The organism is Shewanella sp. MBTL60-007, assembly GCF_019654915.1.
Classification (GTDB): Bacteria; Pseudomonadota; Gammaproteobacteria; order Enterobacterales; family Shewanellaceae; genus Shewanella.
The window spans coordinates 15,313-36,700 of record NZ_BPET01000052.1 but is presented as its reverse complement, the minus strand read 5'-3'; the positions used below and the strand labels follow the sequence as shown (position 1 = coordinate 36,700).

The 21,388-nt window shown below is 46.4% G+C and carries 14 protein-coding genes; 6 read left to right on the top strand and 8 right to left on the bottom strand.

From position 1 onward, the window contains the following. Positions 1-18 precede the first annotated feature (18 nt). Complete coding sequence (locus tag K5Q92_RS18085) at positions 19-1,425, top strand: MATE family efflux transporter (protein WP_220770286.1); 1,407 nt, start codon at positions 19-21, stop codon at positions 1,423-1,425. Here K5Q92_RS18085 and K5Q92_RS18080 read toward each other — a convergent pair. The 3 genes from K5Q92_RS18080 to K5Q92_RS18070 form a co-directional block, all read right to left on the bottom strand. Next, positions 1,422-2,135 carry a lytic transglycosylase domain-containing protein gene (locus K5Q92_RS18080; RefSeq protein WP_220770285.1) on the bottom strand — a complete coding sequence of 238 codons (714 nt, stop codon included), beginning with the start codon at positions 2,133-2,135 and terminating at the stop codon, positions 1,422-1,424. The genes K5Q92_RS18085 and K5Q92_RS18080 overlap by 4 nt on opposite strands. Continuing rightward, on the bottom strand, positions 2,132-3,154 hold the full coding sequence (locus K5Q92_RS18075; RefSeq protein WP_220770284.1) for a DUF3137 domain-containing protein: 1,023 nt from the start codon (positions 3,152-3,154) through the stop codon (positions 2,132-2,134). The genes K5Q92_RS18080 and K5Q92_RS18075 overlap by 4 nt, the downstream gene beginning before the upstream one ends. Before the next feature lie 87 nt (positions 3,155-3,241). Then, positions 3,242-3,811 (bottom strand): LemA family protein, encoded by a 570-nt coding sequence (locus tag K5Q92_RS18070; protein WP_220770283.1) that lies wholly within the window; start codon positions 3,809-3,811, stop codon positions 3,242-3,244. Between the two features lie 1,079 nt (positions 3,812-4,890). On the opposite strand from K5Q92_RS18070, the gene K5Q92_RS18065 reads away from it, so the two are divergent. From K5Q92_RS18065 to yfcE, 3 genes are all read left to right on the top strand, one after another. Continuing rightward, positions 4,891-6,510 carry an AbgT family transporter gene (locus K5Q92_RS18065; RefSeq protein WP_220770282.1) on the top strand — a complete coding sequence of 540 codons (1,620 nt, stop codon included), beginning with the start codon at positions 4,891-4,893 and terminating at the stop codon, positions 6,508-6,510. Between the two features lie 888 nt (positions 6,511-7,398). Continuing rightward, positions 7,399-9,018 carry an AbgT family transporter gene (locus tag K5Q92_RS18060; protein ID WP_308443603.1) on the top strand — a complete coding sequence of 540 codons (1,620 nt, stop codon included), beginning with the start codon at positions 7,399-7,401 and terminating at the stop codon, positions 9,016-9,018. Positions 9,019-10,181: 1,163 nt separating this feature from the next. Then, entirely contained in the window at positions 10,182-10,739 is a 558-nt protein-coding gene (yfcE, locus tag K5Q92_RS18055) for a phosphodiesterase (protein WP_220770281.1), read from the top strand. Positions 10,740-11,241: 502 nt separating this feature from the next. Here the strand turns inward: yfcE and K5Q92_RS18050 are convergent. From K5Q92_RS18050 to K5Q92_RS18040, 3 genes are all read right to left on the bottom strand, one after another. Beyond that, entirely contained in the window at positions 11,242-14,391 is a 3,150-nt protein-coding gene (locus tag K5Q92_RS18050; protein ID WP_220770280.1) for an efflux RND transporter permease subunit, read from the bottom strand. A gap of 12 nt (positions 14,392-14,403) precedes the next feature. Further along, on the bottom strand, positions 14,404-15,555 hold the full coding sequence (locus tag K5Q92_RS18045) for an efflux RND transporter periplasmic adaptor subunit (RefSeq protein ID WP_220770279.1): 1,152 nt from the start codon (positions 15,553-15,555) through the stop codon (positions 14,404-14,406). Between the two features lie 360 nt (positions 15,556-15,915). Then, the gene (locus K5Q92_RS18040) at positions 15,916-16,605 is read right to left on the bottom strand and encodes a DNA-3-methyladenine glycosylase I (protein ID WP_220770278.1); all 690 of its coding nucleotides are present in this window, start codon (positions 16,603-16,605) and stop codon (positions 15,916-15,918) included. A gap of 194 nt (positions 16,606-16,799) precedes the next feature. Here K5Q92_RS18040 and K5Q92_RS18035 point away from each other — a divergent pair, with 194 nt between their 5' ends. Beyond that, positions 16,800-17,447, top strand: coding sequence for a glutathione S-transferase family protein (locus K5Q92_RS18035; RefSeq protein WP_220770277.1), 648 nt, complete (start codon positions 16,800-16,802; stop codon positions 17,445-17,447). Here the strand turns inward: K5Q92_RS18035 and K5Q92_RS18030 are convergent. Then, on the bottom strand, positions 17,444-18,016 hold the full coding sequence (locus tag K5Q92_RS18030) for a thioesterase family protein (protein ID WP_220770276.1): 573 nt from the start codon (positions 18,014-18,016) through the stop codon (positions 17,444-17,446). The genes K5Q92_RS18035 and K5Q92_RS18030 overlap by 4 nt on opposite strands. A gap of 111 nt (positions 18,017-18,127) precedes the next feature. After that, the gene (gene prlC, locus K5Q92_RS18025) at positions 18,128-20,167 is read right to left on the bottom strand and encodes an oligopeptidase A (protein ID WP_220770275.1); all 2,040 of its coding nucleotides are present in this window, start codon (positions 20,165-20,167) and stop codon (positions 18,128-18,130) included. Positions 20,168-20,442: 275 nt separating this feature from the next. Here prlC and K5Q92_RS18020 point away from each other — a divergent pair, with 275 nt between their 5' ends. After that, complete coding sequence (locus K5Q92_RS18020) at positions 20,443-21,225, top strand: hypothetical protein (RefSeq protein WP_220770274.1); 783 nt, start codon at positions 20,443-20,445, stop codon at positions 21,223-21,225. Positions 21,226-21,388: the final 163 nt, after the last annotated feature.

Genomic DNA, 21,388 nt, shown 5'->3' with positions numbered 1-21,388 from the left:
TTCAATATTGATATACCTATGCTAGCTGCAAACATCGAAAACACTCAGGTTCAGTCTATTAGTCGCACTTTTTGGCGTTATACACTGCCTGCCATCGCCGCCATGTTGGTTAACGGTTTATACCAAATCGTCGACGGCATTTTTATCGGCCATTACATCGGCTTTGAAGGGCTTGCGGCGATCAATATGGCTTGGCCAGTGATCTACTTTATGGTGGGATTTGGCATCATGGTTGGCATGGGTAGTGGCAGTTTGCTATCGATTCAACGGGGTAAAGGCGACACCCGCGCGGCGGCAAGCATTTTAACTAGCTGCTTTGTACTCATGCTAGGATTAGCCGCAGTATCGACTACGATTTTAAGTGTATTCAGCGACTTCTTTCTTGAGGCGCAAGGTGGTGCCGATCTGACCTTAACTATGGCGCAAGAGTATATCGGCGTGTTTACCTTAGGCACTGCTATTACGATTATAGCTTCAGCCTTGCCATTGCTTATTCGTAACGATGAAAGCCCCAATATCGCCACAGGCTTAATGGTGTTGGGTGCTGTGATTAATATTGCACTCGACTACTTATTAATTGGTGTGTTTGAATTTGGCCTGCTGGGTGCAGCTATCGCCACCATTAGTGCTCAGGCAGTTGTGTGTGTGCTAGGTGTTGGCTATTTTTGCTCACGACTAAGCAGCATCAACTGGTCGGCGAAATTCAGCTGGTTTAACGCCTCATTTGCTCAGCAAATCGTGTTATTGGGTTCCTCTAGTCTATTTATGTACCTGTATACCAGCTTTGTGTTTGCACTGCATAACCGACTCTTTACCGAATATGGCACACCACTAACCGTAGGCGCTTTCGCCATTGTTGGTTACCTGATGGTACTTTATTACTTAGTTGCCGAAGGTGTAGCCGAAGGTATGCAGCCCCCTGTCAGTTATTACTACGGCGCCGAGCAACATGAAAACATCAATAAGATGCTTAAGCTATCGGTAAAGGTAACTTTGATTGCCGGTACCTGCTGGGTCTTACTACTCAACCTATTACCAGAAACCATGGTCGGCCTGTTTAACAACGATGATCCCTTGTTAATTGCCACTGCTATTGATGGCATAAAGATGCATCTGTTTGCCATGCCCCTAGACGGCTTTATCGCCCTTTCATCTGTGTACTTTATGGCGACCAACCAAGGTGTTAAAGCACTCATGATTGCCTGTGGCAATATGCTGATCCAGCTGCCATTTCTAATGATATTACCGAAGTTTTTGGGCGTTAATGGCGTGTGGATGGCGATGCCGCTTTCCAACATCGCACTGTGCCTTATCGTGGTGCCAATGGTTTGGTTTGATGTTAAATCGAGAAAACAGCAGTCGAAATCGCAGCAAGATAACCGGTTAACTATCGGTTCCGTTGATACTACTGCTATCGTAAGCTAAGCCTTGCGGTAACGCTTGAGCAGGATCTGCACTCGTTCGACATAGGCCTGTGTCTCGGGAAAAGGTGGCACACCATTATATTGCTCGACCCGTGAAGCCCCTGCGTTATAGGCCGCGCAGGCCAAGGCTATATCGCCATTAAAACGTTTCAGTAACTGCGACAGATAACGGCTCCCAGCTAAGATATTTTGCTCAGGGTGAAAGGCATCACTCACTCCCAGCTCATTAGCCGTAGCAGGCATCAGCTGCATTAAGCCCTGGGCCCCCGTTTTAGATACCGCTGCCGACTTAAAAGCTGACTCGGCATGGATCACCGCCCTGATCAGTGCAGGCTCAAGTTGGTATGCACTCGCAGCATCGGCAATCTGCTGCCGATATTGAGAGGTGAATAACGGAATAGCGTTCCAGTTGATACTGGACTGGGGCTTACAAGCGTAGCAATCGAACAGAAGCACCTGATAATGCCCGTGCTGTGGCGCTGAATCGGAAAAAGCCAGCCCACCGCTGGCGGTAATGTAGTGATAAACCTTTTCGCCTTGCTTTAGGTTCACTCCAGCCGCATGAGCCGTATTGTGCACAACATTATTGGAGACGGTTTTACCCAGCACGCCCTTATTCGATGGTTTGGCGACAAAATGGGGCTTACTCGTCTCAGCGATTGCTTCCGCCGAGATACACAGCAAAGCTATCAGCACTCCTTGCTTTATCATAATCCGGTCTTTCGCTCTAATTGCAGTACATCAACTATAGCAAATAGCTGCTTCATCTCTTTATTGATCTGACTGAACTCGTACTCGAATGTCGCTGCCTTGAAGATGGACGCCATCTCGAAACGGTTATCCTTACTGCCTAGCATAATCAGTAACTTGTTGCGGTAGAACGCACACTGAATTTTATTACCAAAACTCGCCGATAGCTCTTGCAGTCGCTCCATAAAAGTCACAGTTAACAGATAACGCGCCTCAATTTGATCGGTAGAGAATACATCAAACTGCTTCTCGAAGATCGGGTCTTCAAGCTTTACTCTTTCCAACCCCTTAAATGAATCTGACAAGAAATTCACTAAACCACCGCGGTTCTTTACCACCACGGTATGGCCGCGAAAATCCTTATGGCTACTCAACTCGATCATCACCCCTTTAAAGACGGTTACAGTATCGGTATTTTTATCACGCTTAACCTGCTTAGTTAGATGCAGCTCGTTAATGGCGATCTCTACGTTTTTATAGGTTCCCTGCACATAATCATCAAAATTAGCAGCATCGTAATGGGGAAGTAACTTCGATGCCTTTAGTGCAATCAGACTCATCTTATGTTCACGACAAAAAATGAAGTCATGACCAAAGTACTTAAAAATCAACGGATAGATTTTCTGTTTCACATCGGCTTTATAGTGCTTAACGGGATTGAAGACCCACCAAGCAAAGGGCAACGCCAACAGCACTAAGCCGATAAGATAGAAAAAAATAGGATCTGAAGCATCGAGGTAAGGCATAAACATAAATGCCAAGGCTGCAATACCGAGATAGATGGCGCTGCAAAGATATAAGCGCTGGCGACAGGACTTGAGACTAGCCACTCGCGCATTCTCAAACTTACTGGTTAATGGCTCAAGATGATCTTGATAATACTGCTTAAAATTTGCAATCTCACTTGGTGAAGCAGTTAACTTATTACGATTACGGATAGGCTTTATCGGCGCACCAAATAGGAAGCTAAAGATATTCATTTTGTTGCCAGTCAACTCCAAGCAATTTAATCACCCATTGCTGCCGCAATACAAACATACTGCGGCAATCAGATAGCAAAATTTGAGTTACTTTAAATAATCGGCTGCATCGACCGGAGCTTTAGATGCCTCATCGGCTTCATAGAAAGGCATCACTTTGACGCTTGCCATAGAGGCTATGATGGAACCGGGGAAGATCTCAACGGCAGTATTAAGCTCTGACACTGCCGAGTTATAAAAACGACGAGCAGCAGACAGTTGAGCCTCGACTTCGTTATAGGTCTGCATCGCTTGTAGCATGGTATTGTCAGACTTCAACTCTGGGTAGTTCTCGACACTCACCATCAACTGAGACATTTTTTGATTTAGCTTTTCTGAGATTTCGAGGTGAGCCTTAACTGAGTCAGGATCAACATGATTATAGCCTTTAGCCGCTAAGCTTCTTAACTCGGTGATCTCAGTTAGCAGAGACTTCTCATGATCCATATACTTTTGTGCGATCTGGAGAATATTAGGTACTAGATTAGAGCGCTTCTTTAGCTGAACGTCTATGCCAGATAGTGCCTCACGCCCAGTATTTCGTTTCTTAATTAAGCTCACATACCAAAGGTAGGCAATAATCACGATTAAGCCCGACCCTAACAATATCCCTTCCATCTGTGCTTCCTATTTTTCTTTTTATTTAAACAACTTACACTTATCTCACATCAGTAGATTAAAGCTGAAAAATGACTACGCTACTCTCTGATAACTTATACTGTTACTTATTTGAGCAACGAAATCTAGCCTCAACACCAGATAAACCAACCTATTCGCAGTGTTACTTTTTAACCTCGCTAACAAATAACTTGAAAAAAACTGCAGAGAAAACCCAAAAAAGCACTAACTTATCTAGCCTTATCGAATTAACTTTTCTGAGTAGCACTAAAAAACATTACCCGTACACTATCTGTGCAGCAAAAATTATTATTTCCTTAGAGAACAGGTGTTAGCAGTAAAATCTAGAGTGTGATTTTTTGAACTACCCTAAAATCATCTAAGGTTTTCAGCCAATAAAAACACTCAACTAATTAAAATTATTAGTACTTATGATTAACTTTAAGCTTACCCTGCCGTTTGTAGCATTTTATTTCCAACCTGACGTAATCGGCCATTGACTGCAGCCTCCTCTTTGCACAAGAACGGTTCATGGCTCATTCAGCTTAGATACAGTATCCCCTAGCTATAGTAATCACATCCCTTAGGAAATCGTTCAATACAATCATCCCCTTCGGACTCATTCATAATGAGTCCTTTTTTTTGCCTTTAATTCACAAACAACCTTTTATATCAAATGATTGCCATATCATTCACTTTAGAAAAACAAAGGTTAACAAGAGTTAATCTAAGTCATTTCCATCGTTCAGCTTAGATACAGCTATCCCTAGTTATAGTAATCTCAATCCCAACGGATACTGCAAATCAATCCCTTTTGGACTCATCCTATATGAGTCCTTTTTTTTGCCTGCAATTAGGCTAACTTCCATTCTTTTCATCAAACTCAAAACTTAGCAAAGCCGCATAGGCGCTCACTATTATGCTTAATAGCCTTATCGACAAACGTGGGTGATTTAAGGTTTAATTAATTTTCATTATCCATCATGACACACTGGATTAACAATAAACGCTCATTAGTAGCCCCCCTTTGCCGCACATAAGTAAAATAAAAACAACAAAATAATAATAAGGAATATCCGATGAGCAGCAATAACGGCGACAGCTTGCCTTTATCTAGCCAAGCCCCTTTAGATCCCAGTAACAAACCCAATGGCTTATTTGTCCGCTTCCTAAACGTGGTTGAACGCCTAGGAAATTTGTTGCCTCACCCTATCACCCTATTTGCCCTATTCTGCGCCGCAGTTATTGTGATCAGCGGCATCGCGGGCTATTTCGAATTGACAGTGATCGATCCCAGACCCGAAGGCGCATCTGGCCGCAGTAGCGATGGGCTCATTCATGTTGTCAGCCTGATGAACGCTGAAGGCCTGAGGATGATCGTCTCCAACTTGGTGACTAATTTCACAGGCTTTACGCCGCTAGGCACAGTACTAGTAGCATTACTCGGTGTAGGTATTGCCGATCGCTCAGGTCTATTATCAGCAGCGATGCGTACCTTGGTCATGGGGGCATCAAAGCGCTTAGTGACACTCACCTTAGTATTTGCTGGTATCGTTTCTAATACAGCTTCAGAGCTCGGGTATGTAGTGCTAATTCCTATGGCGGCGATGATCTTCCACTCTTTAGGTCGCCACCCTCTTGCAGGCCTCGCAGCGGCATTTGCTGGCGTATCTGGCGGCTACAGCGCTAACTTACTGCTAGGCACTGTTGATCCATTACTATCAGGGATCACCGAAGCGGCTGCGCAGATGATCGACCCTGACTATATCGTTGGTCCCGAGGTAAATTGGTACTTCATGTTTGTCTCCACCTTCTTGATCACCTTTCTTGGCGCACTCGTTACCGAAAAAATCGTCGAACCTAAGCTAGGTAAGTATGATGCCAGCGAAGCGGCAATCGATCTTAGCGAGCAGAAGATGGATACAGTTAGTGCCCTTGAGAAAAAGGGATTAAAAGTCGCAGGTCTTGCTGTACTGGTGATGTCAGCGCTGCTGGCATTAACTATTATTCCTGAAGGCGCACCGCTTCGAAACCAAGAAACCGGTTTAGTGGCAGGCTCGCCATTCCTGAAAGGGATCGTCGCGTTTATCTTCATCTGCTTTGCCATTCCAGGACTGGTTTACGGCCGCGTTGTCGGCACAATGAAGCGCGATATCGATGTGATCAACGCCATGTCACACAGCATGAGCAGCATGGGCATGTATATCGTGTTGGTATTCTTCGCCTCACAGTTTGTCGCCTTCTTTAAGTGGACTAATTTAGGCGCGGTGCTGGCGGTATCTGGCGCCGATGCATTAAACGCTGTCGGGCTAACCGGGCCGTTAGTGTTTGTGCTGTTTATTATGATGTGTGGCTTTATCAACTTGATGTTGGGTAGTGCTTCTGCCCAATGGGCGGTCACCGCACCTATCTTCGTACCTATGTTGATGTTGGTGGGCTATGCCCCTGAAACCATTCAGGCTGCTTATCGAATCGGTGACTCGGTAACTAACCTTATCACCCCGATGATGAGTTACTTTGGGCTGATCTTGGCGGTAGCTTCGCAATATAAGAAGAACCTCGGCATTGGTACCTTAGTTGCCACCATGCTGCCATATTCGATCGTGTTCTTTATCGGTTGGACCTGCTTCTTCTTTATCTGGGTATTTGTGATTGGTTTACCAGTTGGCCCTGGTGCAGCAACCTATTATACGCCTTAAAAGAAGGTTCTAGGTGTTAGGAAAAGCTAAGACGAGGACGGGCTTCGCCCTGCGAGGGCGTGACTGCGTCACTTCGAGAGCGCGACTTTGTCGCTTCTAGGAAAAGCTAAGATTTAAAAGAGACAAGCAACAGATTCAGGCTCCATGAATCGACTTTGTCTTTGCTTTTAAGCTATTAGCTTTTCCTAGCAGCCAACTTGTTGGCGTCCTAGAAGTGAGCCTGCGAACGCCCTAAAAACGAGCTTGCGAGTGTTCTATCTTTTAGCTTTTCCTAGCAGCCAACTTGTTGGCGTCCTAGAAGTGAGCCTGCGAACGTCCTAGAAACGAGCTTGCGAGTGCTCTATCTTTTAGCTTTTCCTAGCAGCCAACTTGTTGGCGTCCTAGAAGTGAGCCTGCGAACGCCCTAAAAACGAGCTTGCGAGTGTTCTATCTTAAATGTTGGCGTCCTAGTAGTAAGCCTGCGAACGTCCTAGAAACGAGCTTGCGAGTGTTCTATTTTTTAGCTTTTCCTAGCAGCCAACTTGTTGGCGTCCTAGTAGTGAGCCTGCGAACGTCCTAGAAACGAGCTTGCGAGTGCTCTATCTTTTAGCTTTTCCTAGCAGCCAACTTGTTGGCGTCCTAGTAGTGAGCCTGCGAACGTCCTAAGTCCTATCCCCTAAAGACCTTTTCTCTATAAAGCTGTGCTACTGGTCACTATTGCGTCTCTTGCTTTATTAATAAGCGATCTTTTTAATGTTCAATTAATTTTTCTTATCCATGATGCCAGCACCTTTAATTAAATATAAATTAGTAACATAGCGCTAATTAGTTGCTATTCCTGCCGCAAATAAACCCAAAAAAGAAAGACCCAAATAAAAAATAATAACAACATCTTGTAAGGAAAAACCCATGAGCAGCAATAACGATGATCGCCTACCTATGTCGGGCGATGGTTCTTTAGATCCTAATCATCAAGTCAGTGGTTGGTTTGTTCGTTTTCTCAATATAGTAGAAAGGCTAGGAAATCTATTACCTCATCCTATTACTCTATTTGCTATTTTCTGTGCCGCAGTCGTTGTCATCAGCGGCATTGCAGGTTACTTCGAGTTAAGCGTTGCCGATCCCAGACCCGAAGGTGCATCAGGGCGTAGCAGTGACGGCATGATCCATGTTGTCAGCCTGATGAACGCTGAAGGCCTGCGGATGATCGTCTCTAACTTAGTGACTAACTTTACCAGCTTCACTCCATTAGGCACTGTGCTTGTAGCCCTACTCGGTGTGGGTATCGCCGATCGTTCCGGCCTGTTATCAGCCGCAATGCGTTCACTGGTGATGGGCACATCAAAGCGTTTGGTGACCCTCACTATTGTATTTGCTGGTATCGTTTCTAATACTGCTGCAGAGCTTGGCTATGTAGTGCTGATCCCTATGGCTGCGATGATTTTCCATTCATTAGGGCGCCACCCACTCGCAGGTTTAGCTGCTGCATTTGCCGGTGTATCGGGTGGCTACAGCGCAAACTTACTACTTGGAACCGTCGATCCCTTGTTATCAGGCATCACCGAAGCCGCCGCACAGATGATCGATCCGGATTATACCGTTGGCCCTGAAGCAAACTGGTACTTTATGTTTGCCTCCACCTTCATCATTACCTTTTTAGGTGCATTCGTTACCGAGAAAATTGTTGAGCCTAAACTTGGAAAGTATGATGCAAGCCAGGCGGCCAATGATCTTGGCGAACCGAAAATGGAAGGGATCAGCGTAGTAGAAAAACGCGGGCTTAAAGCCGCTGGTATCGCAATTTTAGTCATGGCGGCACTGTTAGCTCTCACTGTGGTACCTGAGGGTGCGCCACTTAGAGATCCTAAAACAGGACTTGTTTCAGGTTCGCCATTTCTAAAGGGAATAGTCGCGTTTATCTTTATCTGTTTTGCCATTCCAGGATTAGTTTATGGCCGTATCGTTGGCACAATGAAGCGCGATATAGATGTGATTAATGCAATGTCTCACAGCATGAGTAGCATGGGCATGTATATCGTATTGGTATTCTTCGCCTCACAATTTGTAGCCTTCTTTACTTGGACAAATTTAGGCTCAGTATTAGCTGTTGCAGGTGCTGACGCATTACAAGCCATTGGCCTCACGGGTCCATTAGTGTTCGTTATCTTTATTGCCATGTGCGGCTTCATTAACTTAATGCTAGGTAGCGCATCGGCTCAGTGGGCAGTAACAGCACCTGTATTTGTGCCTATGTTAATGCTCGTTGGCTATGCCCCTGAAACCATTCAGGCCGCGTACCGAATCGGCGATTCGGTGACGAACCTCATCACTCCAATGATGAGCTATTTTGGCCTTATTTTAGCGGTTGCATCGCAATACAATAAAAACCTCGGCATTGGTACCTTAATCGCGACTATGCTGCCGTACACTATTGTGTTCTTTATCGGTTGGACTGCCTTCTTCTTTATCTGGGTGTTTGGATTCGGATTACCTGTCGGACCGGGCGCAGCAACCTATTATACGCCTTAAATTTTAGGAAAAGCTGAGACGGTAACAGCCGGAAAAACTGAGACGAGGACGGGCTTCGCCCTGCGAGAGCGCGACTTTGTCGCTTCTAGGAAAAGATTAAAAGATAGGTCCTAGGTTCTAGGCAAAGCTAAGATGAGGGCGGGCTTCGCCCTGCGAGACGTGACTGCGTCACTTCGAGAGCGCGACCTTGTCGCTTCTAGGAAAAGCTAAGATTTAAAAGAGACAAGCAACAGATTCAGGCTCCATGAATCGGCTTTGTCTTGCTTTTAAGCTATTAGCTTTTCCTAGTAGCCAACTTGTTGGCGTCCTAGAAGTGAGCCTGCGAACGTCCTAGAAACGAGCTTGCGAGTGCCCTATTTTTTAGCTTTTCCTAGCAGCCAACTTGTTGGCGTCCTAGTAGTGAGCCTGCGAACGTCCTAGAAACGAGCTTGCGAGTGCTCTATCTTTTAGCTTTTCCTAGCAGCCAACTTGTTGGCGTCCTAGTAGTGAGCCTGCGAACGTCCTAGAAACGAGCTTGCGAGTGTTCTATCTTTTAGCTTTTCCTAGCAGCCAACTTGTTGGCGTCCTAGTAGTGAGCCTGCGAACGTCCTAGAAACGAGCTTGCGAGTGTCCTATTTTTTAGCTTTTCCTAGTAGCCAACTTGTTGGCGTCCTAGAAGTGAGCCTGCGAACGTCCTAGAAACGAGCTTGCGAGTGCTCTATCTTTTAGCTTTTCCTAGTAGCCAACTTGTTGGCGTCCTAGAAGTGAGCCTGCGAACGTCCTAGAAACGAGCTTGCGAGTGCTCTATCTTTTAGCTTTTCCTAGTAGCCAACTTGTTGGCGTCCTAGAAGTGAGCCTGCGAACGTCCTAGAAACGAGCTTGCGAGTGCTCTATCTTTTAGCTTTTCCTAGCAGCCAACTTGTTGGCATCCTAGTAGTGAGCCTGCGAACGTCCTAGAAACGAGCTTGCGAGTGCCCTATTTTTTAGCTTTTCCTAGCAGCCAACTTGTTGGCGTCCTCGTAGGTGCGCAGCACCGCCCTAGAACCTATCAGGACGAAGTCCGTCCTAGAAGTGAGCTTGCGAACGCCCTAGAAACGAGCTTGCGAGTGTTCTATCTTTTACTAGCTTTATCGAGAAACAAAGCTATATTGACGATCTGTTTTATCATTCTAGGCATATAGCCCATGAAACTTTTTATCGCCTCCGATCTACACGGTTCTCTATCAGCCACTCAAGCCATGCTGAATCGCTTTGAGCAATCAGGTGCCCACTATCTAATCTTGCTCGGCGATCTGCTTAATCACGGCCCGCGTAACGCCATTCCAGAAGGATACGACCCCGCCGCATTAGCCGAAACCCTAAACCCTTATGCCGATAAGATTATTGCAGTACGCGGCAACTGCGACAGTGAAGTCGACCAGATGCTGCTGCAATTTCCTATTACAGCAACCTACGCTCAGGTATTGATGCCACAAATGCGCCTTTTCCTAACCCATGGCCATGTTTATGCTCCTGATAAGCTACCTCCGCTGCAAGCGGGTGATGCTTTACTCTATGGACATACCCATATTCCCGTAGCTGAATATCGCGACGATATATTATTGTTCAATCCAGGCTCAACCACTATCCCCCGTAATAATGGCCGCGCCTCATATGGCTTAATTACCGCAACAGAGTGTCAGGTACGTGCTATCGATAACGATGAGCTACTGCTAAGCTGTCCAGTTCATCATAGGTTATAGAAAAGCTAAGACAGGAACAGCCGGAAAAGCTGAGACGAGGACGGGCTTCACCCTACGAGACGTGACTGCGTCACTTCGAGAAAGAATTAAAAGATAGGTTCTAGGTGTTAGGAAAAGCTGAGACGAGGACGGGCTACGCCCTGCGAGGGCGTGACTGCGTCACTTCGAGATCGCGACCTTGTCGCTTCTAGGAAAAGCTAAAATTTAAAAGAGACAAGCAACAGATTCAGGCTCCATGAATCGGCTTTGTTTTTGCTTTTAAGCTATTAGCTTTTCCTAGCAGCCAACTTGTTGGCATCCTAGAAGTGAGCCTGCGAACGCCCTAGAAACGAGCTTGCGAGTGTTCTATCTTTTAGCTTTTAGCTTTTCCTAGCAGCCAACTTGTTGGCGTCCTAGAAGTGAGCCTGCGAACGCCCTAGCTCCTAGAACCTATCTTTTAAAAACAAAAAGCCCAGCTTCTGCTGGGCTTTTTAGTGTTTAGCGAGCTCAATAACGCTTAGGGTTATTTGTTCGCTTTAGCTTCTGCCTTGGCCGCTTTAGCCTCATCTCGCTCGCGCTTACTGAATATACGCTCAACGATGACGAAGAAGAGTGGCACAAAGAAGATACCTAGGAAGGTAGAACTTAACATACCGCCCACAACACCTGTACCAATTGCATTCTGCGCTCCCGAGCCTACACCCGTACTGATGGCTAGTGGCACAACACCTAAGCCAAAAGCCAGTGACGTCATCAGAATTGGACGTAAACGTACCCGCACCGCATGCAAGGTTGCCTCGGTCAACGAAGCGCCTTTCTCGTAGTATTCCTTAGCGAATTCTACAATCAAGATAGCGTTCTTAGTCGCTAGACCCACAGTGGTCAACAGACCCACCTGGAAGAACACATCGTTATTCAGACCGCGGCCATAGGTCGCCAACAGCGCACCAATAATCCCCAAAGGAACAACCAGAATGACCGAAAACGGCACTGACCAGCTCTCATACAATGCAGCCAATACTAGGAATACCACTAGGATAGACAAGGCATACAGCATAGGTGCCTGGTTACCCGATAAGCGTTCTTCATATGACAGACCGTTCCACGCAATACCAAAGCCTGCCGGTAACTTACCCGCCATCGCCTCAAGACTATTCATGGCTTCACCAGTACTATATCCAGGTATTGTCGCACCTTGAATGTTTACCGCTGGTACACCACCAAAACGCTCTAGACGCGGCGCGCCAAACTCCCACGAACCTGTCGCGAAAGCCGAGAAAGGCACCATCTCACCTTCGTTATTGCGCACAAACCACTTGTCTAGATCTTCTGGTTGCATACGCGACTCAGCTTCACCTTGGACAAATACCTTTTTCACACGACCACGGTCGATATAGTCATTCACATAACTACCACCCCAAGCCGTCGCCAATACGCTATTAACATCATTGATGCTAAGGCCTAACGCGCGCAGCTTGCCATGATCGACATGCAACTTGTATTGTGGCGCATCTTCCTGACCGTTAGGACGTACACCTACTAAGTTAGGATCTTGCCCTGCCATACCCAATAGCTGGTTACGGGCAGCGATAAGCGCATCATGACCTTGACCGTTCTTATCTTGTAGGAACAGATCGAAACCACCGGCTGTACCTAGCTCCAATACCGCAGGCGGCACGAAGGCAAATACGAAGGCTTCTTTAATCGTCATAAAGTAACCCATGGCGCGGTTCGCAATCGATTGCACATCCTGACCAGGGTTAGTACGCTCGTCCCATGGTTTCAGACCAATGAAGGCGATACCCATGTTCTGACCCATACCTGCGAAGCTGAATCCAGAAACCGCAAATACTGATTGTACGTTTTCCTTTTCAGATTCCATTAGGTAGTTAGTCACTTTATCCATGACTTTCATGGTGCTTTCTTGGGTCGAGTTTGCCGGTAGCATTACCTGAGAGAAAATCACGCCTTGATCTTCATCTGGTAAGAATGCCGTCGGTAAACGTAGGAATACCCAAGCGGTTGCAACCACGAGTGCCAAGTAGATAACAAACACACGACCCGTACGCTTGATAATGGTGGCAACGCTTGACTCATAGCGTGCGGTCAAGCGGTCAAACATACGGTTAAACCAACCAAAGAAACCTTTGTTGGTATGCGCATGGCCCTTTTGCACAGGTTTGAGCATAGTCGCACACAATGCAGGAGTCAGGATCACAGCCACCAATACCGACAGCGCCATGGCTGACACGATAGTGATAGAGAACTGGCGGTAAATAACACCTGTTGAGCCCGACATAAATGCCATCGGTACGAATACCGCAGACAGGGTCAAACCAATACCCACCAAGGCGCCGGTGATCTGGTCCATCGACTTACGGGTCGCTTCCAACGGGCTACAGCCCTCTTCAGACATTACCCGCTCGACGTTCTCTACAACAACGATGGCATCGTCCACTAGTAGACCGATGGCCAATACCATGGCAAACATGGTTAAGGTGTTAATCGAGAAGCCCGTGGCCGCCAAGATCCCGAACGTACCGAGCAATACTACAGGTACCGCAATCATCGGAATTAGCGTTGCGCGGAAGTTCTGTAAGAACAGGTACATGATAAAGAATACCAGTACTACCGCTTCTAGCAGCGTCATCACCACACCTTCGATAGACTTACTCACGAATGGTGTCGTATCGAATGGCAGAACCACATCCAAGCCTTGTGGGAAGAATGGCTTCATCTCATCAATCTTGGCCATAACAGCCGCAGCCGTATCAAGTGCGTTAGCACCGGCAGCCAACTGAATCGCCATACCCGAAGCTGGCTTACCATTATAGAAAGAGTTCACCATGTAGTTTTCAGCGCCGACTTCCACTTCCGCGACATCACCAAGGAATACCTTGGCACCGTTCACGTCAGATTTCAGTACGATCTGCTCAAACTCTTCGGCAGTTTGCAAGCGACTCTGAGCTGAAATAGTGGCGTTAAGCTCTTGCCCTTTAACAGAAGGTGAACCACCTAACTGACCAGCAGAAACTTGCGCGTTTTGCTCGCGAATAGCCACCACCACATCGGCGCTAGTCAGAGAGTATTGCTTCAGCTTCATTGGGTCTAACCAGATACGCATCGCATATTGGGCACCAAATAGCTGAATATCACCCACACCAGCAACACGGCTCATTGGATCTTGAATCGTGGCCGCCACATAGTCGGAGATATCCGCCTTGTCCATGCTGCCATCTTCAGACACAAAGCCCAGTACCATTAAGAAACCAGCACTGGTTTTCGCAACGCTCACACCTTGCGCCTGCACTTCTTGTGGTAACAAAGGCATCGCTAACTGCAGCTTGTTCTGTACCTGAACCTGAGCGATGTCACCATCGGCTTCGGCGTTAAAGGTCAGGGTAATTTCCGCATTACCAAAGCTGTCACTGGTCGATTTGATATAGCGCAAGTGGTCAAGACCTGTCATACGCTGCTCAATCACCTGAGTTACAGTGTCTTCTACCGTTTTAGCAGAAGCACCCGGATAGTTAGCGGTAATAGCCACCGTTGGCGGCGCAATACTAGGATACTGAGATACGGGGAGGCCTTTAATGGCCATCAACCCCGCCAGCATAATAATAATGGCGATCACCCAAGCAAAGATGGGGCGATCGATAAAATAACGTGCCATAAACCTGCCCTATTATTCTGCTTGAGCTTTCGCTTCAGAAATTAACTGAGGTGCAACTGGCGCACCTGGACGTATTTTCTGTAGACCCTCAACAATCAGTTGATCGCCAACCTCTAAGCCTTTAGTGATCAGCCATTGATGATTAATAACTTCAGCTGTCTCAACAAAACGTTGCTCAACCTTATTTTCAGCATTAACCACCATGGCAACACCCTGTCCCTTAGGATTACGGGTCACCGCTTTTTGTGGCACTAAAATCGCTTTAGGATCGGTACCCACTGTCAGTACAGTGCGAACAAACATGCCAGGCAGTAACAAGCCATCTGGATTAGGGAACTCAGCACGCAGTACCACGGCACCAGTGTTTTCATCAACGGTGACTTCAGCGAACTGTAACTTACCTTCATGGCTATAAGCCGTGCCGTCTTCTAAGAATAGGGCTACCGGAGCTGTGTCATCATGCAACAACTGACCACTGGCAATACGTTGCTTCAGGCGCAGCATTTGAGTGCTCGACTGTACGATATCAACGTTAATCGGATCTAGCTGGGAGATATTGGCTAATGCCTGTGCCTGACCGGCACCGACTAAGGCACCCGCTGTCACATTAGACTTACCAATACGACCTGAAATTGGTGCTTCAACTTTAGTGTAGGCAAGGTTGATTTCAGCGGTGTTAATCGCCGCTTTAGCGACTGCAACACTGGCTTTAGCTTCTAGGTAGTTAGCCTCTGCGGTATCGAAATCTTGCTGACTAATTGATTTGCTTTTAATCAAAGAACTGAAACGCTCAGCCGTTGCTTTAGTCGACTTCTCTGCAGCCTGTGCGCGTTCTAGCTCAGCCTTAGCGCTAACCAGTGCAGCTTCATACTGCGATGCATCGATTTGATACAGCGACTGGCCTTTTTGTACTTCGCCACCCTCATTAAAACTACGAGCTAGCACAATACCGCTAACCTGCGGACGAACTTCAGCCTCTAAATACGCACGGCTGCGACCAGGCAACTCAAGGGTGATCTCCTGAGGTTGAGAGGTCACTTTTATGACGTTTACAGGCACACTTTGTGGACCTGCAGCCTTGCCAGCGCCTTCTGGTTGTTGTTCACAGCCAGTTATCCATAACGCCACACTTAAAACAGAGGCAATTTTGACTATTTGCCGCATGAGAACTCCTAATAAAAGCCATCTACTCGGTATTCATTTTTGAAAGCAGAAAGTGCCGTCAAACCCACCTTTGGAAGCATAATTTTTTGTCGAAAATTTAACGCACCTTTATCTCACAATGTCCATTAGTCAACAAGGAAAACTCCCAGTTTTAATTGTAAGATAATGAAAATTTCTGCATGAAATCAGCTGCATATGTTGGATAATTGTTAACAAGGGAATATATAAGCACAGCTTGTTAACTCAGGGTTCAAACAAGTGTCGTGAGTAGGTAATGCATTAACATAAACCAATTATTACTGACTAATTTAAAAGGATTTTATGTCGACTGACTCGGCTCAGCAAAATATAGTTTTAAGTTTATACTCGATTGTCACCCACACTACAGGCCAACACTCTACTGATATCTGCGAGGCTACGTCCCGACTCTTGTTGCCAGTGGTTAAACACACTCTGTACCTGTTGCAAACCCGCCTTAGAACTAAAGCCATAATCAATAAGACCATGCCCCTTCAAATAACCCTGCACATCAGTAGTTAACAGAAAGGTGTCTTTACCCATAGAGCGCAAAAAGTAAGGACCAGTATTACCACCGAGCCGGCTACCTTTACGTTTAAGCACAGCCCAAAGCCCAGTGATATCTTCACTCGGCCAGTCAGCAATGAACTTGGCAAAACTACCGTGTTGGGCCGCTAGATCGTTAACCATATGGGCATTATCATAGATCGCCATGGTCTTTTTCAGGTGACGAATAAGTTTAGAATCGCTCGCGCGATCTTGTAACTGTTCCGGCGACAGCATAAGCACTTTAAACGGCTCAAATCCAAAGAAGGCTTTCTCATACTCTGGCCACTTGGCCTCAACAATTCGCCAGACGAAGCCACTTTGAAACACTTTCTTGCTCATCTCAGACAAAAGCTGTGCATCACTATATTGCATCAACTCGTTATTCGTCAGCCCTGTCGGTAATAGACTTTCGAGACTGGCATCCCCACCTTTTCGCTGCGATGCTCTGGCATAGATAGCAGCAAACTTTTCAATCTGACTCATACTCGCTCTCGTGATTAAAAATTAAACCCTAAACAATTAAGCTTCATCTTATATGACTAACCGTTTGAAGTGGCATCTCTTTAATTATTCATGCCAGAATCCAGTCTAGTGAACCACTTGTGTACAACATTGAGAGTCCTACTGTTTGCGACTAGAGTTAATAGTAACCCTTATATAACGAACCCACATCGGTTATGGATCTGTATTACCATCCACTGGCACGCCAGTCACAAAAAACACTGATTGCCCTCTATGAAAAACAGGCAAGCTTCAGCCCACATATCATCGATCTCAGCGATGCCTTTAGCAGACGCAGTTTTCAACAACTTAATGCCGCGTCTAAGCTGCCACTATTACACGTTCGAACAAAAGAATTTTTTAACGATGCCAGCATTATTATCGAATATATCGATAACTATATCAGTTCCGGCACTCAACTTATCCCAATAGACAAGACTCAAGCTTTATATGTCAGGCTCTATGATAGGTTAAGCGACAATCAACTAGATAAAGAAATTGAAGCCTGGCTGGAGGCGATTAGCACTAGCTGTAACCAGATCCACATTAAACGACTAGAGAGGGCGATGCTAGCCAGCTTGGCGCTCTTTGATCAGCGCCTAGCCAGTAACCACTGGGTTTGTGGCGAAAGCTTTTCCCTCGCCGACTGCGCATTCATCCCCTGCTTAAAAACCTTAGAGAGTCGATTGCAACTGCTAGATTACGAGCATATAGGTCGCTACTGGATCCAGGCTAAATTACGCGGCTCGGTGAGCCAAGTATTCGAGGAAGTGGAACTCACCAAAGCCACATTGGGCCAAAGTGAGCAGCTTATGCATACTTAGCTCGCCGCTCTAAACTCCATCGGCTCGCCCGCAGGTGTTGGAAGATTGCACTCCTTCTTAAGCAGCAAAAAGCTCTTCCATTTAATCACCTCCGGCGGCAATTGCGGGGCAGGATCATTAAAGCCTACTTCAGCGAGCATGGTCGCGATAGCCACCTGTTTACCTTTGCAAACAAACACTCCACGCACGTGGGCGATGCAGTGCAGGCCTCGCTCGCTAACAAAGCGCTGCTCAATATAAAAGTACTTTTCATCCCAGCCCACCAGCTTAGTTTCAATCTCAAACTTGGCGAACGGCTTGATATCGCGGATATAGGTAAATTCAGCAGCGTTCACTATAGGCATCCAGCCCAACTTTAAGAACCGCTTCAAGAAGCCCATTTCGGCCATCATGTAGGTACGCGCGAGATCCATAAAGGCCGGATAACGAGAATTAGTCAGATGAAAGTTGATATCACAATCTGTCGGCAGTGCACGATATGCCAAGCGGCTAGTGTCTAAGAAGCCGATCTTGTTGCAGTGGCGATTACGCCAGAGAAATAACCAAATAAGCCTAAAATAGAGATTCATTTACAACACCCTTGAATAACGAGTCGCAAAGGCTAACAAAGGTCATACCAGATGACAAGCGCAACAAAAAAGGCGCTAAAAGCGCCTTTCAATCGGATTTAAAGGCTAGTTTTAGCCATTAATGCCACTGTGTCTTAGTAGGGCATCGGTTTGCGGCTCACGACCACGGAAACGCTTAAACAGCTCCATCGGCTCCTCGCTGCCCCCCATCTCTAGGATGTTCTCAAGGAAACGTTGCCCAGTTTCTGCATTGAAAATCCCCTGCTCTTCAAACAGTGAGAATGCATCGGCAGAGAGCACTTCGGCCCACTTATAGCTGTAATAACCCGCTGCATAACCACCAGCAAAGATATGGGCAAAACTATGTTGGAAACGGTTGAAGTCCGCCGCCTTAATCACAGCGACTTGGTCACGCACCTCATCAAGTTTTTGCTGGATCTCGGCACCTTTGGCTGGCTCAAACTCTAGGTGTAACTTGAAATCAAACAGCGAGAATTCTAGCTGACGCAACATCATCATGCCCGACTGGAAGTTCTTTGCCGCTAACATCTTGTCTAGCATGGCTTTCGGTAACGGCTCACCGGTTTCGTAATGGCCAGAGATCTCGGCTAACGCTTCTTCCTCATAGCACCAGTTCTCCATAAACTGACTCGGTAACTCTACCGCGTCCCAAGGTACACCGCTAATACCAGATACGCCGCCCACATCAATTTTGGTCAGCATATGGTGAATACCATGGCCAAACTCGTGGAACAGGGTTGTCACCTCTTCATGGGTAAACAGCGCTGGCTTACCCGCCACTGGCGCATTGAAGTTACAGGTTAGATAGGCCACTGGATCCTGTAAGCCATTTTCTGTCATCCGGCGCGCACGGCAATCGTCCATCCATGCACCACCTCGCTTGCCTTCACGGGCATAGAGATCGAGATAGAAACTGCCGCGATGCTCATTGTTAGCGTCGGTAATATGGAAGAAACGTACATCTTTATGGTACGTGTCGAACTCTTTTTGCTCTTCCACTTTTAGGCCAAATAGGCGTGATACAGTGTAGAACAAACCCGACAATACCTTATCTTCAGGGAAGTATGGGCGCAGTAATTCCTGTGAGATCTCGTATCTATGATGCTTGAGTTTTTCAGCGTAGAAGCTCAAGTCCCAAGGCTCCAAATCCGTTACACCACACTCTTTTTCGGCAAATTCAGTGAGTTCAGCAAGCTCGGTTTCACCTTGAGACTTAGAGCGAGCCGCCAGTTCAGTTAAGAAATCGAGTACCTGTTCCGGTGACTCAGCCATCTTGGTGGCTAGTGATTTGTGGGCAAAACTTTCAAAACCTAACAGGTTCGCAAGCTCATGACGCAATGCGATGATTTCATCCATCAAAGGACCATTATCGAACTCTCCGGCATTCGGGCCTTGGTCCGATGCACGCGTCACAAATGCGCGATAGCACTCTTCACGTAACTGACGATTTTCGCTGTACATCATTACAGGCAGGTATGATGGAAAATCTAGGGTAAATAACCAGCCATCTAACTCTTTAGCCTCTGCCATCGCTTTCGCTGCAGCAATCGCTGACTCAGGCAGACCTTTAAGATCGGCTTCATCGGTGAGCAGTTTGGTCCAAGCCTGTGTGGCATCCAATAACTGATTTGAGAAACTGCTGGTTAACTCCGACATACGCTTAACCAATTCGCCGTAACGCTGCTTATCACTGTCGCTTAGACCTATACCCGACAGCTCGAAGTCACGTAGGCTGTTCTCAATCAACTTCTTCTGCGCCTGTGAATAGTCTGCAAACTCAGCCGACTCCGCCAGTGACTTATAAGCCTCATATAAGCCTTGATGCTGGCCAACAAAGGTGCCGTATTCAGATAATAGCGGTAAGCAAGCATCGTGAGCTTTGCGCCACTCTTCACTGCTAACAACCGAATTCATATGTGAAATAGGCGACCAGATCTTACCTAGCTGATCATCCGCCTCCTCTAGTGGTGCCACAAGGTTATCCCATGTGAACTCACCTTGATGCGTTAGCACCTCTTCGATTTTTTTTCGACAATTAGCGATACCTTGCTCAACAGCAGGCTGGATATGTTCAGGTTGAATACTTGAAAAAGGGGGAAGCTTATTGCTGTTTAACAAAGGATTGCTCATCGATGATTCCTTAACATTCTATGTTGATAGCTATAGAGATAGGGGCGAACACCTCAGTATTCAATCTATAGAGCATAATTGTTTATAAACATAATGCGTCCTAACAATAAAAAACCACATCAACTGAGATCTTAATCAAACTTTTTCAGGACAAACTTTATACAGAATTAGTATTGCAAACCATGTCGCAAATACGAGCAATTATCATTTACATTCATATATATAGTTCTAGTATGCGAGGTGTTATTTCTTTCGCCTATATTTTGAGTCTCACCATGAAGAAAACCAGCCAATGCACCGCGTTAATAGCGCTATTAATGAGTACGGCAGCTTTTGCCGATGAAGCAGTCAACATAGATGACTCACACAGCACGATAGCCATCCAACAGCTTCCTGTAGACGATAGCGGGCAGGTTCAAGGCCTAATCGATCTTGGCTGGGACTCGAAATACATCTCAGAAGGACGCAATAATCTAGAAAAAGGCGGCATCTACTGGGCAACCGCCGCAGTACAAAAAGACAACTTTAATATTTATGCCACCGTTGGACGGGGCGACAGTCAACACTATACCGAGTGGAATTTTGGTATTGAATATGGCTTTGAGCTAGGTGAAAACCTAAGTGGTAGTGTAGGTTACCAACGTCTAGAGTTCTATGGTGATGAGCGCGCCCATGATAATGAGCTATTTAGCTCACTCGAATACACGGCCGTAGACTGGTTAGTGCCGTCGGTTAGCTACACCTACTCCACCGAAGCAGCGGGTTACTTCGTTGAAGTAAGCCTTCACAGCAACTGGGAGTTGGCTCAAGGTTTCACCGTCAGCCCCTATGTAACCCAAGGGTTTGACTTCCAATACGCTACTGAAGAACATGATGGAGCCAACCACTTTCAGTTTGGTGTAGAGGCCGAGTATTTATTGCCGAATAACTTAGTGATGTCTGGCCACATTAGCCATACTATTGCTCAAGAAGATATTAAGCTTGAGGCTCGTAATGATGGCGTCACAGGTAGCCTAGATGAAACCTATGCCGGCCTTCACCTAAGCTGGAATTTCTAGCCATTCCTAACTCATTGTTTCTACTTCGTTGCAGTTAGCTATACTAACAACTCATAGCTAACTGTCTTCGCTTTCGCTTAATAATGCAGATTTTAGCAAAAGCGTATGCAACACCTGAAGATACACAACAGATTACACGGATAGTAATCTTGAGTAAGAGGAA

Excerpts from the sequence above, each read along its gene's own strand:
- K5Q92_RS18085 (WP_220770286.1), top strand. The coding sequence starts at position 19 with ATGCTAGCTGCAAACATCGAAAACACTCAGGTTCAGTCTATTAGTCGC.
- K5Q92_RS18080 (WP_220770285.1), bottom strand. The coding sequence starts at position 2,135 with ATGATAAAGCAAGGAGTGCTGATAGCTTTGCTGTGTATCTCGGCGGAA.
- K5Q92_RS18075 (WP_220770284.1), bottom strand. The coding sequence starts at position 3,154 with ATGAATATCTTTAGCTTCCTATTTGGTGCGCCGATAAAGCCTATCCGT.
- K5Q92_RS18070 (WP_220770283.1), bottom strand. The coding sequence starts at position 3,811 with ATGGAAGGGATATTGTTAGGGTCGGGCTTAATCGTGATTATTGCCTAC.
- K5Q92_RS18065 (WP_220770282.1), top strand. The coding sequence starts at position 4,891 with ATGAGCAGCAATAACGGCGACAGCTTGCCTTTATCTAGCCAAGCCCCT.
- K5Q92_RS18060 (WP_308443603.1), top strand. The coding sequence starts at position 7,399 with ATGAGCAGCAATAACGATGATCGCCTACCTATGTCGGGCGATGGTTCT.
- yfcE (WP_220770281.1), top strand. The coding sequence starts at position 10,182 with ATGAAACTTTTTATCGCCTCCGATCTACACGGTTCTCTATCAGCCACT.
- K5Q92_RS18050 (WP_220770280.1), bottom strand. The coding sequence starts at position 14,391 with ATGGCACGTTATTTTATCGATCGCCCCATCTTTGCTTGGGTGATCGCC.
- K5Q92_RS18045 (WP_220770279.1), bottom strand. The coding sequence starts at position 15,555 with ATGCGGCAAATAGTCAAAATTGCCTCTGTTTTAAGTGTGGCGTTATGG.
- K5Q92_RS18040 (WP_220770278.1), bottom strand. The coding sequence starts at position 16,605 with ATGAGTCAGATTGAAAAGTTTGCTGCTATCTATGCCAGAGCATCGCAG.
- K5Q92_RS18035 (WP_220770277.1), top strand. The coding sequence starts at position 16,800 with ATGGATCTGTATTACCATCCACTGGCACGCCAGTCACAAAAAACACTG.
- K5Q92_RS18030 (WP_220770276.1), bottom strand. The coding sequence starts at position 18,016 with ATGAATCTCTATTTTAGGCTTATTTGGTTATTTCTCTGGCGTAATCGC.
- prlC (WP_220770275.1), bottom strand. The coding sequence starts at position 20,167 with ATGAGCAATCCTTTGTTAAACAGCAATAAGCTTCCCCCTTTTTCAAGT.
- K5Q92_RS18020 (WP_220770274.1), top strand. The coding sequence starts at position 20,443 with ATGAAGAAAACCAGCCAATGCACCGCGTTAATAGCGCTATTAATGAGT.